The sequence below is a fragment of the Sulfitobacter sp. R86518 genome (assembly GCF_042466275.1).
GTDB classification, from domain to species: Bacteria; Pseudomonadota; Alphaproteobacteria; order Rhodobacterales; family Rhodobacteraceae; genus Sulfitobacter; species Sulfitobacter pontiacus.
Genome location: NZ_JAXHCA010000005.1, coordinates 1,218,802 through 1,235,713, shown reverse-complemented (window position 1 = coordinate 1,235,713; position 16,912 = coordinate 1,218,802). Strand labels below are relative to the sequence as shown.

The window sequence follows — 16,912 nt, the reverse complement described above, 5'->3', positions numbered from 1 at the left end:
CAGCACGTATTGAAATTTAGTTTAGTGGTAAACTATCTCGCGAGCGTCAGCAACTCGGAGAATTCCGATCCAGGATCAAACTGCCTGACCCGCACTTACGTGAGTGTCCGCAGGGTATAGGCATACCCCCCGTCGTCAAGATAAGCGGTTTCCGCGGCGGTGCTTCGCCGACCTAAGGCGTTGTTGCGATACGGAAATCTGCCGAATTGCCGGATCACCTTTCGATGCGCGCGCGCATGCCGCAGCGTCTCCTCGGCCTCGGGCATACGGTCACAGACCAGCCGCACGCAGTGATCCTGATCGGTCAGACTTTCTGAATGCATGAACGGAAGGTAAAAAAACTGCCGTTCAGGCGGCGCAATAAGTCTATCCCATTCGTTGCGCACAGCGGTTTGAGCCGCCCGCAAGGCCCGCAGATCGGTCGAAAACGCCTTCCCCTGCCCGCGAAACATATTGCGCGGAAACTGATCCGCTAGAATGAGATAGGCCAAAGTGCCTTTCGCATCGGTCAGCCAATGGTCCAACCGATGGGTCCCGATGAGCGACCAGGTGTCCAGAAACTGTGACCGGATCGCGGAATCGAGGTCGTCATCCACCGCATACCATCCCGCAGGCCCAGTTTCCTCCAGCCAGAACCGACGTACGTCCTCAGGCGTTTTCATAGCCTTGCCTCCTTTGACCATAGAAAAGATCAAACTTTTCTAGTTTCATTAGACACAAGATGTAACGAATTAGCAAAACGTCTAGGTCGGCTCCGCTTCCGCGGTTTGTTCGCTCTCGATCGCGTATTCTTGCGCCAGTTCGACCGCGACGGTCGTCGCAGCGGGGTAAATCGGGATGTAGTTACCCGTTTCATCCGCAGGAATGGCCGGGCGTACCGTCGCGCGGTAGGACGCGTAGACCGCCAAAGCAAAGAACAGAACCGCCGTGAAAAGGTAGAATCCGCCCGGCCCAAGCGCAGTGCCCATCATCCAGCCGGTGATCACCGGACCCAGAATAGCGCCCAACCCGTTAATAAAGATCATCCCGCCGGAGGCTGCTGCCATATCCTCGGGTTCAAGGAAGTCGTTCGTGTGCGCAATAAGGAGCGAATACAGTGGGTTGGACATGCCACCCACGACAAAGGCGGTCAGCAGCAACACGCTAAAGTTATGCCCCAGCAGCATGCCGATGACAGACCCGATACCCCCAATGATGGACGTGATGACAATCAGAAGACGGCGGTCCATCCGGTCCGAAACCCAGCCGATTGGATATTGCAAAACCACCGAACCAACGAAAAACGTCGCAACGAAGATCGAAATCTGCGCCACGGTCAGCCCGGCTTCGGCACCGTAAACCGAGGCCATCCCGAACTGCGCCGAAAAGACCCCGCCCAACAAGAACATGCCGACACACCCCAAGGGCGAGAAGCCGGCCAATTCGCGCAAGCTCATCGGTTTGGTGGTGTCAAACGCAGGCGTCGGGCTGATCGACAGCAAAATTGGCGTCACCGCCACACTGACCAATACCGACGGAATAACGAACAGGACAAAGCCTGAAGGATCCGCGGTAAGCAAAAGCGCTTGCGCAATAACGATGCCAAAGGTTTGCACGATCATATACAATGACAGCGCCTGCCCCCGGTTTTCGTTCGTCGCGGCGTTGTTGAGCCAGCTCTCCGCGGTCACGTAAACCGCGGAAAAACAAAAGCCGATCAATACGCGGCCCACCGACCAGACAGCGACGTTCGGGAAGGTCGGATACAGGATCATGACAGCCGAGATCATCGACGCCAGCGCCGCAAAGACCCGCACGTGACCGACGCGCCGGATCATACCCGGTGCCATACGCGAGCCGCCCAAAAAGCCCACGAAATATGCCGACATCACGATCGACATTTCGAAGGTCGAAAATGCCTCGATCCCGCCGCGAATCCCCAAGAGCGTGCCTTGCATGCCGTTGCCCACCATCAGCAAACACATGCCCAACAAAAGCGCCCATGCGCTGCTCAGTACCTGAAACATCTTACGAATCCTTTAACGCGATCAGCCCCCTCCCTGACGGCGATCCCAAGAGGTGTCACCCCCCCGAACGACATTCAGGCGTTTATTTGCGTCTTTGGAAAGAGCAGCGACGCATCGCCATAGGAGAAAAACCGATAATTCGATTCAATCGCGTGATTGTAAATCTTTTGTATAGTTTTCTGCCCCATCAATGCCGAAACGAGCATCATGAGGGTCGATTTCGGAAGATGGAAATTCGTCATCAACGCGTCTGCGACATTGAATTCAAAACCGGGGGTAATGAAAATATCGGTATCCCCTTCCCAGGGTTGGATATTCCCGGACCGCGCAGCGGTCTCGACCAGCCGCAAGGCAGTGGTCCCAACGGGTATGACCCGCCCACCAGCAGCTTTGGTGGCGGAGATTTCGGCAGCTGCCTGCGCGCTCACCTGCCCCCACTCGCTGTGCATTTTATGGTCAGCAATGTCATCGACCTTCACGGGAAGAAACGTCCCCGCGCCCACATGCAAGGTGACGTGGCTAAAGCACACGCCTATCGCCGCGAGCTGATCCAGAAGCGGCTGATCAAAGTGGAGCGACGCCGTAGGCGCGGCCACCGCGCCCGCATTCTTGGCAAAAACGGTTTGATAATCCGTCATGTCCTGCGCGTCTGCCGGACGCTTGCCCGCAATATAGGGCGGCAATGGCATCGCACCGGCATCATTCAGCGCGGCGTCAAAATCCTCGCCGCTGCAGTTGAACCGCAGTCGACCCTGCCCATCCTCGACGCCAACCAAACGGGCAGAAAGATCGGCGCTGAAGACGACAGTCTCGTCAATCTTGAGCTTTTTCAACGGCTTGATCAGTGCAGTCCAATCCGCATCGCCCCGTGGCTCCAGCAAGGTTACTTCGATACGCGCCTGTACCGGCCCCTGTGCGCTGTCCCGGCGGCGAAGCCCCGACAACCGCGCTGGAATGACCCTTGTGTCATTCAGCACCAGCCGATCCCCTGGACGCAACCAATCGCTGATATTGGCGACAGTCGTGTCAGTAATATGATCCCCCTGCGCAACCAGCATCTTGGCCGACGTACGGGGGACGGCAGGGCGCGTCGCGATCAAACGCTCGGGCAGTTCAAAATCGAAGTCACTGAGTTTCATACGCGCCCGTTAGCGCCCCTCAAAGCGTTGAGCAACAGGTTTTTGCGGCGCGGGGGTGGCAGCCCCCCCGTCCTGCGTGGGCGTCGTGCGTGGGGTGCTGCGAAAAATATCCCGCATCGCACCGGGCACAAACCCCGACAGCGGGTTCACCGAGACAGACGGGCTCTGCACCGTACCGCCGATAGAGTAGTTGAAGCCCAAAAGCCCCTCGCCCTTGCGGGTCAGAAAACTGGCTATTCCGTTCAACATATATACAGGAGAGATCACACCCTGCAGCGCCATCTGGCCGGTGTCAGTGGCAAAAACCCCATCCATAGAAATCCCAAGCGACGCCCCCGTCGCGCTGGCTTGGGTCAGGTTGACGCGATTGGAAGACAGGCGAAAATCAGCTTCGACCGTGTCAAAATATATCCCGTCCCCGTTCAGCTCGTTGATCAGCCCGACTACGGAAACCGCGTTCACCAGCGCTGCAATCGTCGGGGCGTCCTTGATACGAACGTCTTTAATCTCTGCATGACCGTCGAAAGCACCGCCCGACCCGGCGGGTACCAGGGTCAACGAAAGCGCGCCGCCGTGGACTTGTTGTGCAATGTTGGCAGACCTCAAAACGTCACCAGCATCGGTTGCCGTCAATTGCACCGCGCTACGGCCATCCTTGGGTACGACGCGACCCGAAACCGGCGCACCCCCGTTCAAGGCTGCCGTGAACCGTCCATCCAGGCCACGCGCGACGTTAAATTCGCCCTGCATTCCTGTCAGGGCAATCTTGTCAGTGACCTGCAATCGATCCAGCGACAACAACATCGGCGGGCTCGCGACCCCGCTGGGCTTGCTTTTTCCGAGCTCCGCCGTGCGCAAATCAAGACGGCCGCCTTTCACCACCACCTGCACCGGGCGACCTGCCCCCTGCCCGATCAGATCCACAGGCACATCCAGCCAGTTCCCGACCTGCAATCGGTGAAATTGCAATCTGTTCAACGCACCACTTGGATGCAATGTGACATCTCCCTGCGCCGACAGCCCCGCGGCGCTGATCTTCAAGGTATCGACGTCTGGAACCGGTCCAAGCCGCCCCGATATCTCCAACGTGCCCGTCTGGGATCGCGCTTTGGTCCAGCCGATCTGTGGAACGGTGATGCTCAAACCCCGCAGGTCCGATGTGACAGAAAAATCTGGGGGCTGGCCTTTAACCAGATCCATCGCGAACCACGCGCGCCCTTCACCTGCTATCGTATCAGGGGGCAGCGCGATCTTGAAAGTCTCGAGCGTTTTGGCGTTCAGCGCAATATCCGCCCTGACACTGCTCGCAGCGCCCGGCTTCCCGAAGGGTTGGGACCATTCGCCGTCAAAGGGAACGCCGTCCAGCTCGCCCTCGCCCTTGATCGTCAGGCCGCTGTTGGACGCGTTCAATGTCAGCTGGTCGGCGCGCAGCGCGCGATCTTTGACCAGACGGTCGCTTTGGAATTCCGCCAGCGTTCCGTTGATGTCGAAGATCGTCAGCTTCGGATCAGAGCCTTTTTTCATCGGAAAGGACAAAGTGCCCGCCAACTGGGCCCGTGCATCGACGACGTCAACCGGCAGATTGGCCTTGTCCATCGCCTGCAACGGGGGCCGGTTCAACAGCGCCAGGACCGATGTGATGTCCGCATCGGCGCGCAACCGAACGATGCCGGGCGGGCCGTCCTTGACCGTGACATCCGGCATGATGAACGACGACCCGTTGACCGACACCGGCGTCTCGTCGGGCGGTGTGATCACCCCGGTATCCACGCTGACAACAAAGCGGTTGCGCGAAAGGCTCGCATGACCGCTGCCGTCGGTGATACTCGGCATGGTGCGCAAGAATCGAACCTCGGCACCCTGAAAATCAAAGTCGAGGTATGCTTGCGGTGCCGCGCCCGGCTTCAAACGAAAGGCAAGGTCAACATCGCTCAACGCGCCGGCGTAGATATTTTCGTCTATCCACTTGCGGGTCTTTGGTTTGACATTTTCTGGCCAAAGCTCAAGCAGGCGCGCTGGTTTCAACGCGTTCAACCCCGCATCCAGCGCAACTTGCCACCCCTGCGGCCCCGCCCGCAAATCCCCCGACAGGTTCAACGTCGTCCCCCCGTCAACGATATCCATACGGCCGACGGACATGTGAAACGGGTTGAACGTGATTTTGGCATCCAGGTCGGCACCCTCAATCGAAACCGGGGCGTCATAAATATCGGCAGGGTCAGCCACCAGATCGCGCAGACGGACCTGTGCGACCAGCGCGTCCAGTTTGCCACTGTCATCAATACCCAGACTTGCGGCCCCCTCGATCCGGCCCGACACCCATTTGCTTTCGACCGAAAGCTCGTCAAAACGCAGCAGACGCTTATCTGGGTCATAGCTGAAATAGCTGCGGGCCCCGTCAAAGGGGATCGGCGTAGCACGTTCGTTAGGCTGAACCACCCCGGCCCCGATCTGCAGCGTCGCGTTCAGCGGCTCGAAGGTGCCGTCCTCGTCAAGGCTGCTGCGCACCGAACCGGAGATAGACGCGCGCAGCACTTTCAACCAAGCAAACGCTGGGTTCTGGACCGCGATGTCACCCGCGCTCACGCCATCGAAATTCACGCCGAACTGCGACGCGGTATCGCCGATTTTGCTGCTGTAGTTGGCAGAAAGCGTGGCCACATCCGCCCCTCCACCCAAAACGGCGAGCTCGGCCGTCATCCGCAGGTTATCGCCTTCGCGGTCCAGCAACAACCGACCGCCATCCACCGTCCACATCCTGTCGGACTGCAGATCGGTGTAGCGCAAAGTCAGGGCGCGCAGCTCTATCGACCGCAGCCGCGACAGCGCCTTCGTCTCGAACACCGTATCAAGCTGGCCGATCAACTGCGGCATCGTGGCCGCCCGCCGCTCTGCCGGGGCAGTCCCGCTTGCCGCGCTCAGCGCGACGCGGCCATCCTTATCGCGCCGCAGATTGGCCACCACCCCGGACATCGCAATATCGCGCGGCTGCACATCGCCCGTCAGCAGGCCCTGAATGGAAAAACTGGCCCGCACTTCGCGGAAGGCGGCAAAGCTAACCCCTTGGGGGTTGGTGATATTCACGTCGCGCAGCCGAACGCGCGGCCGCCACCCTTCGTCCACGATCAGCACCATCTCTCCAAAGCCGATCCGAGCAAGCGGCATATCTTTGGCAAACCGCTCTTCGATGCGCGTCTCGAGCCATTCCGGCACGACAATGGGGCTGCGGATCATATAGATGGCAGCCCCCGCGATGGTGGCAACAATCAGCGAAATAACCAGCAGCGACCATTTGGTGGCTTGCCAAAGTCGTCTCCGCTTGGGGCTGCGGGGGGCTGCGCTGGTGTTGGGCATGGGCGTCCGGTTTTTAGGGCGGCTTGGGGTTTAAGTTTCGCCAAGCCCGACTAGTATGACAGTGCAGACAACGGCTTCCAATACATAAGAAAGTGACCCATGCCAGAGATTTCCCAACCTGCACCAGACTTTAAGCTTCCTGTGACGGGGGGTGGCGAAATTTCGCTCTCCGATCTGCGGGGCAAGGCTGTGGTTTTGTATTTCTACCCCCGTGACGACACGCCGGGCTGCACCAAGGAAGCCGTGGGGTTCTCCGAACATCTTGAAGCATTTGCCGACGCCGGTGCCGTGGTTTTTGGCGTGTCCCGCGACACAATGGCAAAACATGACCGTTTTGCGGCCAAACATACCCTGACGGTTCCCCTGCTGGCCGATATCGATGGGGCCGTGACCGAAGCCTATGGCGTCTGGGTCGAAAAGAATATGTACGGCAAAAAATCCATGGGGATCGAACGCGCCACCTATCTGATCGATGCGAGCGGCAATATCGCCCGCATCTGGCGCAAGGTGAAAGTCGCCGGTCACGTGGAAGAGGTACTGGACGCGGTGCGCGCGCTATGATCGCGCTGGCCCAAATGGCGGAAGACGTGCTGCGCACTGCGGATGGCCGTGAAAAAACTGCGCTTTCTCACAAGTACGCAGCCGAGTGGCGGGCTGCCCGCGCCGCAGGCGAGACACCGGAAATCGGCACGTCAAACCCGCCGTTGCGCCCCGCCCGCCCCGACAAGCCAGAACTTTTATCGCCCCGCGATGTGCCCCACCGCAAGCCCGGATCGCCCGAAGGGCGCATCGCCTTGCTGCACGCCGTGGCCCATATCGAATTGAACGCGGTTGATCTACACTGGGACATTATCGCGCGCTTTACCGATGTCAAAATGCCCATGGGATTTTACGATGATTGGGTCAGCGCCGCCGACGATGAATCCAAACATTTCAATCTGATGTGCGATTGTCTTGAAGCTTTGGGCAGCCACTACGGGGCCTTGCCCGCCCATGCCGGTATGTGGCGCGCTGCCGAGGATACGGTGGATGATTTCATGGGTCGCCTCGCCGTTGTGCCTATGGTGCTTGAGGCGCGCGGGCTGGATGTGACGCCCAATATGATTCAGGTGTTCAAAAGCGCCAAGGCCACGCAGGCCGTCGACGCGCTTGAGGTGATTTACACCGAAGAGGTCGCGCATGTGGCCTATGGGTCAAAGTGGTTTCACTTCCTGTGCGGGCGCCACGAGCTTGACCCGAAAGAGGCGTTCCACGATCTGGTGCGCACCTACTTTCACGGTGTTCTCAAGCCCCCGTTCAACGAAGAGAAGCGGGCAGAGGCCGGGATTCCACCGGATTTTTACTGGCCGTTGACCGAGAGTGTTTAAAATATTTGCCCTCCAAACCGTTGAATCGGCAATTTATTGCCAAATTTGTCGTTAAACTTTCATTAACCGCCGGTGGGAAAGTCTGAAGGGTTGCCCGACGGACCCCCACTGGCTAAGCACGGCGGGTGACAATCAGCGCGCGGTGGGGGCCTTGCGTGCTATGACAGGGACGGAACAAGGATACCACGCGTGCGGACAAGGTTTGCGATCAAAATTCATTCGGCGCTTGAACGGTTTTTTCCCGAACGCCGCGTTTTCCTGAAATCCGATACCGACACACGCTTTATCCGCCTGCGCCCCGTTACCCAGCTTTTCGTTTTCACCGGGGCCTCTTTGTTTGTGGCCTGGTCGATCGTCGCCACCGCCGTGATCCTGATGGACAGCATCGGGTCGGGCAATTTTCGCGAACAAGCCAAACGCGACCAACGCACCTATCAGGCCCGTTTGAGCGATCTTTCAGCGCAGCGCAATGGGCGCGCGGAAGAGGCCGTCGCCGCGCAGGAACGGTTTAACGCCGCGCTGAAGCAGATTTCGGTCATGCAGTCCGAGCTACTGCAATCCGAGACGCGCCGCCGCGAGCTTGAGACCGGCATCGAAGTTATTCAAACCACCCTGCGCGACACGATGAAAGACCGCGAAGCTGCGCGCACCCAGGTCGCCGAACTGGAAGGGGCCGCCGCCGGCGAAGGTAAAGCGACACGCGCCGCCAATGGATCCTCCGCCCCGATTTCCCTGCTGGCAGAGGCGCTTGAGCGTACCGCCGCCGAACGCGATCAGGTGGTGATTGATGCGCAAGACGCGCTGATCCAGGCGGATGAACTGAACCAGAAGCTGGCCTTGATGCGCGAACAGAACGACGCGATTTTCCGCCAGCTTGAAGAGGCGATGACCGTTTCTGTTGCCCCGCTTGATAAAATGTTCCGCAGCGCGGGCATGCCGACCGACCGGATGCTGGCCACCGTGCGCCGCGGTTATTCCGGTCAGGGTGGCCCGCTGATGCCGTTAAGCTTTTCCACACGGGGGGAAGCTCCTTCCCCGGACACCCTGCGTGCCAACCGTCTGCTTGGCCAGATGGACAAGCTGAACATGTACCGCATTGCCGCGCAAAAAGCGCCCTTTGCGAACCCGCTGAAATCCTCTTTCCGCTTCAGCAGCCCGTTCGGCTACCGCCGCGATCCCAAGACGGGGGGCCGCCGGATGCACAGCGGGACAGATTTCGCCGCCGGTATGGGCACGCCCATCCACTCCACCGCCGAAGGGGTTGTGACCCACGCGGGCTGGAGCTCTGGCTACGGGCGACTGGTTAAAATCCAACATGAATTCGGGGTCGAGACACGTTACGCACACATGTCTAAATTGCGCGTAAAAGTCGGCCAAAGGGTATCGCGCGGACAGCGGATAGGTGATATGGGAACATCAGGACGGTCTACTGGTGTCCACCTGCATTACGAAGTCCGTGTCGGTGGCAAGGCTGTAAATCCAATGATCTTTATCAAGGCTGCAAACGATGTTTTCTAAAAGCAAAATCAATGATCCCGCTCCTAAGTCCGACGCAGACACGTCCAGCACCGCTGCACCGTCATCCTCTGCACCGGCTGCGCCCAAGCAAAGCGAATTCAAGGCCAGCGCGCCCAAGGCAAAACCACCTGCCTCCGTGCTGTCCTCCGATCTGCACATCACCGGCAACCTGAAAACAACCGGCGACATCCAGGTTGAAGGCACCGTGGAAGGCGACATTCGCGCCCACCTGCTGACCATCGGCGAAACCGCGACCATCAAAGGCGAAGTGATCGCCGATGACGTTGTGATCAACGGCCGTATCGTGGGCCGCGTGCGCGGTCTGAAAGTCCGCCTGACATCGACCGCACGCGTCGAAGGCGACATCATCCACAAAACCATCGCCATCGAATCCGGTGCGCATTTCGAAGGCTCCGTTCAGCGTCAGGACGACCCGCTGAACCCCGGCGCGAAATCCGCCCCTGCGCAAAAGCCGAACCCGGCGTCCTGATCGGACAAGGGTGATGAATGTGAAAGGGCGTCGCACTGTTGCGACGCCCTTTTTCGTTGTGATATCAAAATTTTCGACCGCGAAGTGCTGCGCGACCAAGGCGGGGCAAAGGCGCAAGCGCCCCTGCCCTACGCGATGATTATTCGGTCACCTTGACCTCGACCATACGGTCGGGCGTGCCGGTGACAGCGCCGTTCCCGCCGGTCCCACGCTTGATCGCGTCCAGCACGTCCAGCCCTTCGGTCACTTTGCCCACAACGGTATATTGCCCGTTCAGGAAGTGCCCCTGGTCAAACATGATAAAGAACTGCGAGTTCGCGGAATCCGGGCTCTGGCTGCGAGCCATGCCGACGACACCGCGGTCAAAGGGGATGTCCGAGAATTCGGCAGGCAGGTCAGGCAGGTCGGAACCGCCCATGCCCGCGCGGCCTGTGTCCCCACCGGCCTTGCCAAATTCGACGTCACCGGTCTGCGCCATGAACCCGTCGATCACGCGGTGAAACACCACGCCATCGTAGGCCCCTGCTTCGGCCAGCTCTTTCAGCCGTGCCACATGCGCGGGGGCCACGTCTTCGGCCAGATCGATCTTGATGGTGCCTTGCGCTTCGCCATCCACGGTGATCGCCAGACCATCCGCGAAAGCCGCCCCTGCCATCATGGCAGAGGCAACGCCTGCTGCAATTAGATTACGCATCAGCGGCAACCTTGACGCTGATCATGCGATCAGGGTTCGCTGGCGGCTCGCCACGGGTGATCGCGTCCACATGCTCCATCCCCGAGATGACCTGACCGTAAACGGTGTACTGACCGTTCAAGAAGTCGTTGTCTTTGAAGTTGATGAAGAACTGGCTGTTCGCGCTATCGGGGTTGGCGGAACGCGCGGCACCGATGCTGCCACGGGCGTGTGGCACTTTGGAGAATTCGGCTGGCAGGTTCGGCATGTCCGACCCACCGGTCCCCGCGGCGCGCAGGTTGAAATTGTCTTCCATGTTGCCGTTGGCCACGTCGCCCGTCTGCGCCATGAACCCTTCGATCACGCGGTGAAAGGCCACGTTGTCGTATTTACCGGCGCGGGCCAGCTCCTTCATACGCTCTACGTGTTTGGGGGCCACATCTGGCAACAGCTGGATGGTGACAGTGCCGCCCTTCAGTTCCATCAGGATCGTGTTTTCGGGGTCTTTGATCTCGGCCATGCCGGTCTCCTTTAAGAATTTCGTTGGCAATTACCTAGGACGTGCAAGCGCAATTGCCAAGCGGGTCCATTGACCCTGACGGCAATAACGGCAAAACACGACGGGAATTGTGGTTTTACACGAGGGACAAGATGGGCTGGAAAGCATTGGATGACATGGACCTGCGCGGCAAGCGGGTTCTGGTGCGCGTGGATATCAACGTGCCGGTTGAAAACGGCAAGGTTACGGACGACACCCGCATCCAGCGGATCATCCCCACCCTGCGCGACATTCTGGAACAGGGTGGCACCCCTGTGCTGCTGGCGCATTTTGGCCGCCCCAAGGGGAAGCGCGTGCAGGATCTGAGCCTGCGTGTCGTCCTCCCCGCGCTGGAGGATGCCTTGGGCCGCAAAGTCGTGCTGGCCGAAACGCTCGAGGCCGCCGAGGCGGGCACCGAAGAGATCAACGCCGCCGATGTATTGCTGCTTGAAAACATCCGTTTCTATCCGGGCGAGACCGAGAACGACCCCGATTTTGCCAAACGTCTGGCCGGTTTGGGCGACATCTATTGCAATGATGCCTTCTCTGCCGCGCACCGCGCCCATGCGTCGACCGAAGGGGTCGCGCGGCTTTTGCCCTCTTGTGCGGGCCGTTTGATGCAGGCCGAGCTTTCGGCGCTTGAGGCCGCGCTGGCCACACCGAAACGCCCCGTGGGCGCGGTGGTGGGCGGTGCCAAAGTATCGACCAAGATCGAGCTGTTGGAAAACCTCGTGAACCGGCTGGATCTGTTGGTGATCGGGGGCGGCATGGCCAATACGTTTCTGGGCGCGCAGGGCGCTGATCTGGGCAAGTCCCTGTCTGAACCCGATTTTTACGACACCGCCAAGGATATTCTGGCACAGGCGGAAAAGGCCGGCTGCCGCGTCTTGCTGCCCGTAGATGGGCTTGTCGCGCGGGAATTCGCCGCCCATGCCGCGCATGAGGTCGCAGCCCTTGGGGCCGATACCGTACTGGCAGCGGACCAGATGGTACTGGACGCAGGCCCGAAGACGGTTGAACTGGTCAAAGACGCGTTTGACGGCCTGAAAACCCTGATCTGGAACGGCCCCATGGGCGCGTTCGAGATCGCCCCCTTCGACACCGCGACAGTCGCCGCGGCCAAGGCAGCGGCCGCGCTGACACGCGACGGCGCGCTGATCTCGGTGGCGGGCGGTGGCGACACCGTGGCCGCGTTGAACCAGGCGGGTGCGGCGGAGGATTTCACCTATATCTCCACCGCGGGCGGTGCCTTTCTTGAATGGATGGAAGGCAAGACCCTCCCCGGCGTCGCCGCGCTGGACGCCTGACCTTATCCCCCGCCAGTCGCGGCGCTGCGATGCGACTGGCGGGAAAGATATGCGACATCCTTGCCCAACCCCCTAAAAAGATGAACATTTTCTTGCCAATCGCAAGACGGGGGATTCCCTTCGCGAATCACCTGTGTCATACTGGGGGAACGTCCACTAAGAGACGATTAAAGGCAGATACATGAACCGCAGCAGCAAACCCGCTTTTGGCACTCTCTTGTTTTTCGCGATCGCCTTCGCGCTGAGCCTCTATTTCGCCTTTGCGGCGATTCAGGGGAACTACGGCCTGTTCCGCCGCGCCGAGATCGTGGCCGAAGCGCAGGATCTGCGGGTACAGCTTGCACAGGTGCAGATCGATGTGGCGCGGATGGAGAACCTGACCCATCGTCTGTCTGACGAATATCTTGATCTCGACCTGCTGGACGAACAGACCCGCAAGGTGCTGGGGATGATCCGCGCCGACGAAATCGTGATCCGCTGATACCCGCGTATCATCCGGCATAATCCCCCGCAGCGTCATAAAAAATTCACGTCCCGCCAGCAGGGTATCGCGTGACCTGTAAATGCCTCTCGCCATCATTGCTCGAATCCGATAAGAGATAGTTTAACGCTAAACTATTTTGCGCGTGCGCGGGACAAACTACGGAGGAATTGCCCCATGGCTGCCCAGAAACCGACGAAAAAGACAAACGCCAGCGCCGAAGAGCTCAAGGCCTATTACCGCGATATGCTGCTGATCCGGCGGTTCGAGGAAAAAGCCGGCCAGCTCTACGGCATGGGGCTGATCGGTGGTTTTTGCCACCTTTATATCGGACAAGAAGCGGTGGTTGTCGGGCTTGAAGCCACGGCCAAGGACGGCGACAGCCGCATCACCACCTACCGCGACCACGGACATATGCTGGCCTGCGGCATGAACCCCGACGGGGTGATGGCCGAACTCACCGGCCGCGAAGGCGGCTATTCCCGCGGCAAGGGCGGGTCCATGCATATGTTCTCTAAGGAAAAGAAATTCTATGGCGGCCACGGCATCGTGGGCGCAAACGTGCCCCTTGGCGCGGGCATCGCCTTTGCGGACAAGTATAAGGGCAACGACAACGTTACCTTTACCTATTTCGGGGATGGTGCCGCGAACCAGGGTCAGGTCTACGAGACGTTCAACATGGCCGCCCTGTGGAAACTGCCGGTGATTTTCATCATCGAGAACAACCAATATGCCATGGGCACCTCGCAGCAGCGCTCTACCTCCAGCGCTGAAATCTGGGAACGCGGCAAGGCTTTCGGCATCCCCGGCGAAGCAGTGGACGGCATGGATGTGCTGGCGGTAAAGGACGCGGGCGAACGCGCGGTGAAACACTGCCGCTCGGGCGACGGCCCCTATATTCTGGAAATCAAGACATACCGCTATCGCGGGCATTCCATGTCGGACCCGGCCAAATACCGGACCCGCGAAGAAGTGCAGAAAATGCGCGACGAACGCGACCCCATCGAACAGGTGCGCAACATCCTTCTGGAACATAAACACGCCAGCGAGGACGATCTGAAAGCGATCGACAAAGAGATTAAGGAAATCGTTAACGCAAGCGCGGAGTTTGCCAAAGAAAGCCCCGAACCCGCGGCGGAAGAGCTTTGGACAGATATCTACGCAACCGAAGTCCCACAGGAGGCTTGAACCATGGCAATCGAAATTCTCATGCCCGCACTGAGCCCCACAATGGAAGAAGGCACGCTTGCCAAATGGCTGGTCAAAGAGGGCGACACCGTGTCCTCGGGTGACATCATGGCCGAGATCGAAACCGACAAGGCCACGATGGAATTCGAAGCCGTCGACGAAGGCACCATCGGCAAGATCCTGATCGACGCCGGCACCGAAGGCGTCAAGGTCAACACCCCCATTGCCGTGCTGCTGGAAGAAGGCGAAGACGCCTCTGACATCGACAGCGCCTCCAGCGCCGCACCGGCGGAACAGACCAAAGCCGACGACAGCGACGCCGCCAAATCCGACAAAGCGCCCGCCGCCGCCAAGCCCGATGCCGAAGCCCCGAAAGCCCCAGAAACCGACACCACCCCAGACTGGCCCGAAGGCACCAAGCTGAAACAGCAGACCGTACGCGAGGCCCTGCGCGACGCCATGGCCGAAGAAATGCGCCGTGACGAAGACGTGTTCCTGATGGGCGAGGAAGTTGCCGAATACGAAGGTGCCTATAAAATTTCCCAAGGCTTGCTGGACGAATTCGGGGCCAAGCGGATCATCGACACGCCGATTACCGAACACGGGTTTGCCGGTATCGGTGTGGGTGCTGCCTTTGGCGGGCTGCGCCCCATCGTCGAATTCATGACTTGGAACTTTGCCATGCAGGCGATCGACCACATCCTGAACTCCGCCGCGAAAACGCTCTATATGTCCGGCGGTCAGATGGGCGCGCCAATGGTCTTCCGCGGGCCAAACGGTGCCGCGGCCCGCGTCGGCGCGCAGCACAGCCAGGATTACGCCGCGTGGTATATGCAGATCCCCGGCCTCAAGGTGGCGATGCCCTACTCTGCCTCCGATGCGAAAGGCTTGATGAAAACCGCGATCCGCGACCCCAACCCCGTCGTTTTCCTTGAAAATGAAATCATGTACGGCAAATCCTTCGATGTGCCCGATGTCGAGGATTATACCGTCCCCTTCGGCAAGGCCCGCATCTGGCGCGAGGGCACGGATGTCACGATCGTCAGCTTTGGCATCGGCATGACCTATGCGCTGGAAGCCGCTGAAAAGCTGGCCGAAGAAGGCATCGACGCCGAAGTCATCGACCTGCGCACCCTGCGCCCGATGGACACCGCCAGCATCATCAAGTCGGTGATGAAGACCAACCGCCTTGTCACCGTCGAAGAGGGCTGGCCACAAGGCTCCGTCGGGAACTACATCTCAAGCGTGATCATGCAGGAAGCCTTTGACTATCTGGATGCGCCGGTGATCAACTGCACCGGCAAAGATGTGCCCATGCCCTATGCCGCAAACCTCGAAAAACTGGCGCTTGTCACCACGGACGAGGTTATCGCGGCGGTCAAAAAAGTCACCTACAAGTAAGGAGCGGTCCACATGCCCATAGAAATCCTCATGCCCGCCCTCAGCCCCACGATGGAAGAAGGCACGCTGGCGAAATGGCTTGTCTCCGAAGGGGATAGCGTCTCCTCCGGTGATATCCTGTGCGAGATTGAAACCGACAAGGCGACGATGGAATTCGAAGCCGTCGACGAAGGCACCATCGGGAAGATCCTGATCGGTGACGGCAGCGAAGGCGTCAAGGTGAACACCCCCATCGCCGTGCTGCTGGAAGAGGGCGAAGAGGCGTCGGACATTGACAGCGCCCCTGCTCCGGCTGCCAAGGACAGCGCCAAGGAAGATGCCCCCGACCAGGACGCGGCCCCTGAAAAAGGCTACGGCCGCGGCGAAAGCGACGCCAACGACACAGGCAAGTCCGCCCCCGCCGCGCCCAAGGGCAGTGACGGCAAACGGCTGTTTGTGACACCGCTGGCCCGTCGCATCGCGGCAGACAAAGGCGTGGACCTGACCGAACTCTCCGGCTCTGGCCCGCATGGTCGCATCATCAAAGCAGATGTTGAGGCAGCGTCCGCCGGTAGCACCAAAGCCAAACCGGCCGAAAGCACGCAAACCGCCAGCGCACCCGCGACCACAGCGGCCCCTGCCGCTGGCCCTTCCGCCGACGCCGTGATGAAAATCTACGAAGGCCGCGCGTTCGAGGAAATCTCCCTCAACGGCATGCGCAAGACCATCGCCGCGCGCCTGACCGAAGCCAAACAGTCGATCCCGCATTTCTACCTGCGCCGCGATATCGAACTCGACGCGCTGCTGAAGTTCCGCGGTGAGCTGAACAAACAACTCGAAGCCCGCGACGTGAAGCTCTCGGTCAATGACTTCATCATCAAGGCCTGTGCGCTGGCGCTGCAAACCGTGTCTGACGCCAATGCCGTCTGGGCCGGTGACCGCATCCTGAAACTCAAGCCCTCGGATGTGGCCGTCGCCGTGGCCATCGAGGGCGGCCTGTTCACGCCAGTGCTGAAAGACGCCGAGATGAAATCGCTCTCGACCCTCTCGGCAGAGATGAAAGACCTCGCCGCCCGTGCACGCGACCGCAAGCTTGCGCCGCATGAATATCAGGGCGGCAGCTTTGCCGTCTCGAATCTCGGCATGTTCGGGATCGACAACTTCGATGCGGTCATCAACCCACCCCATGGCGCGATTTTGGCCGTCGGCGCAGGGGTCAAGAAACCCGTCGTCGGCAAGGACGGGGAGCTCGCCGTCGCCACAGTCATGTCGGTCACTCTGTCGGTCGATCACCGCGTCATCGACGGAGCCTTGGGCGCGCAGCTGCTCAGCGCCATCAAGGACAATCTCGAAAACCCCATGATGATGCTGGCGTAACCCCGCTTCCAAATGGGTCTAAATCCTCGGGGGTCGGGGGGCAGACAGCCCCCCGCCTATCCACAAAAAAAAGGCCGGCCCCAATGACGGGTCC

At 59.8% G+C, this 16,912-nt stretch carries 15 protein-coding genes; 9 read left to right on the top strand and 6 right to left on the bottom strand.

Annotated elements, in window-relative coordinates:
* Window positions 1-95 precede the first annotated feature (95 nt).
* The 4 genes from SJY36_RS06945 to SJY36_RS06930 all read right to left on the bottom strand — a co-directional run bounded on the left by SJY36_RS06945 (window position 96) and on the right by SJY36_RS06930 (window position 6,499).
* Window positions 96-662, bottom strand: coding sequence for a DUF924 family protein (locus SJY36_RS06945; RefSeq protein ID WP_386173840.1), 567 nt, complete (start codon window positions 660-662; stop codon window positions 96-98).
* Between the two features lie 81 nt (window positions 663-743).
* Window positions 744-2,006 (bottom strand): MFS transporter, encoded by a 1,263-nt coding sequence (locus SJY36_RS06940; RefSeq protein WP_005852959.1) that lies wholly within the window; start codon window positions 2,004-2,006, stop codon window positions 744-746.
* A 74-nt stretch (window positions 2,007-2,080) separates the two neighbouring features.
* Window positions 2,081-3,145, bottom strand: a complete 1,065-nt coding sequence (queA, locus tag SJY36_RS06935; RefSeq protein ID WP_386173838.1) for a tRNA preQ1(34) S-adenosylmethionine ribosyltransferase-isomerase QueA — start codon at window positions 3,143-3,145, stop codon at window positions 2,081-2,083.
* Window positions 3,146-3,154: 9 nt separating this feature from the next.
* Window positions 3,155-6,499 carry a DUF3971 domain-containing protein gene (locus SJY36_RS06930; protein ID WP_386173836.1) on the bottom strand — a complete coding sequence of 1,115 codons (3,345 nt, stop codon included), beginning with the start codon at window positions 6,497-6,499 and terminating at the stop codon, window positions 3,155-3,157.
* 99 nt (window positions 6,500-6,598) lie between these two features.
* Here SJY36_RS06930 and SJY36_RS06925 point away from each other — a divergent pair, with 99 nt between their 5' ends.
* The 4 genes from SJY36_RS06925 to SJY36_RS06910 all read left to right on the top strand — a co-directional run bounded on the left by SJY36_RS06925 (window position 6,599) and on the right by SJY36_RS06910 (window position 9,874).
* The gene (locus tag SJY36_RS06925) at window positions 6,599-7,060 is read left to right on the top strand and encodes a peroxiredoxin (protein ID WP_386173834.1); all 462 of its coding nucleotides are present in this window, start codon (window positions 6,599-6,601) and stop codon (window positions 7,058-7,060) included.
* The gene (locus tag SJY36_RS06920; RefSeq protein ID WP_386173832.1) at window positions 7,057-7,866 is read left to right on the top strand and encodes a ferritin-like domain-containing protein; all 810 of its coding nucleotides are present in this window, start codon (window positions 7,057-7,059) and stop codon (window positions 7,864-7,866) included. The genes SJY36_RS06925 and SJY36_RS06920 overlap by 4 nt, the downstream gene beginning before the upstream one ends.
* 189 nt (window positions 7,867-8,055) lie before the next feature.
* On the top strand, window positions 8,056-9,384 hold the full coding sequence (locus tag SJY36_RS06915; protein ID WP_184582330.1) for a M23 family metallopeptidase: 1,329 nt from the start codon (window positions 8,056-8,058) through the stop codon (window positions 9,382-9,384).
* Window positions 9,374-9,874, top strand: a complete 501-nt coding sequence (locus SJY36_RS06910; protein ID WP_005852949.1) for a polymer-forming cytoskeletal protein — start codon at window positions 9,374-9,376, stop codon at window positions 9,872-9,874. Before SJY36_RS06915 ends, SJY36_RS06910 begins: the two co-directional genes overlap by 11 nt.
* Window positions 9,875-10,013: 139 nt before the next feature.
* On the opposite strand, the gene SJY36_RS06905 is transcribed toward SJY36_RS06910, so the two are convergent.
* The gene (locus SJY36_RS06905) at window positions 10,014-10,568 is read right to left on the bottom strand and encodes a peptidylprolyl isomerase (RefSeq protein WP_386167005.1); all 555 of its coding nucleotides are present in this window, start codon (window positions 10,566-10,568) and stop codon (window positions 10,014-10,016) included.
* Complete coding sequence (locus tag SJY36_RS06900; RefSeq protein ID WP_009826761.1) at window positions 10,561-11,067, bottom strand: peptidylprolyl isomerase; 507 nt, start codon at window positions 11,065-11,067, stop codon at window positions 10,561-10,563. Before SJY36_RS06900 ends, SJY36_RS06905 begins: the two co-directional genes overlap by 8 nt.
* Before the next feature lie 131 nt (window positions 11,068-11,198).
* Between SJY36_RS06900 and SJY36_RS06895 the strand changes: the two genes are divergently transcribed.
* The 5 genes from SJY36_RS06895 (at window position 11,199) to SJY36_RS06875 (ending at window position 16,818) form a co-directional block, all read left to right on the top strand.
* The gene (locus SJY36_RS06895; RefSeq protein ID WP_168592228.1) at window positions 11,199-12,392 is read left to right on the top strand and encodes a phosphoglycerate kinase; all 1,194 of its coding nucleotides are present in this window, start codon (window positions 11,199-11,201) and stop codon (window positions 12,390-12,392) included.
* Between the two features lie 181 nt (window positions 12,393-12,573).
* The gene (locus tag SJY36_RS06890; protein WP_005852941.1) at window positions 12,574-12,873 is read left to right on the top strand and encodes a septum formation initiator family protein; all 300 of its coding nucleotides are present in this window, start codon (window positions 12,574-12,576) and stop codon (window positions 12,871-12,873) included.
* A gap of 177 nt (window positions 12,874-13,050) precedes the next feature.
* Window positions 13,051-14,061, top strand: coding sequence for a pyruvate dehydrogenase (acetyl-transferring) E1 component subunit alpha (pdhA, locus tag SJY36_RS06885; RefSeq protein WP_005852939.1), 1,011 nt, complete (start codon window positions 13,051-13,053; stop codon window positions 14,059-14,061).
* Window positions 14,062-14,064: 3 nt separating this feature from the next.
* The gene (locus SJY36_RS06880; RefSeq protein ID WP_386173829.1) at window positions 14,065-15,462 is read left to right on the top strand and encodes a pyruvate dehydrogenase complex E1 component subunit beta; all 1,398 of its coding nucleotides are present in this window, start codon (window positions 14,065-14,067) and stop codon (window positions 15,460-15,462) included.
* 12 nt (window positions 15,463-15,474) lie between these two features.
* The gene (locus SJY36_RS06875; RefSeq protein WP_386173827.1) at window positions 15,475-16,818 is read left to right on the top strand and encodes a pyruvate dehydrogenase complex dihydrolipoamide acetyltransferase; all 1,344 of its coding nucleotides are present in this window, start codon (window positions 15,475-15,477) and stop codon (window positions 16,816-16,818) included.
* Window positions 16,819-16,912: the final 94 nt, after the last annotated feature.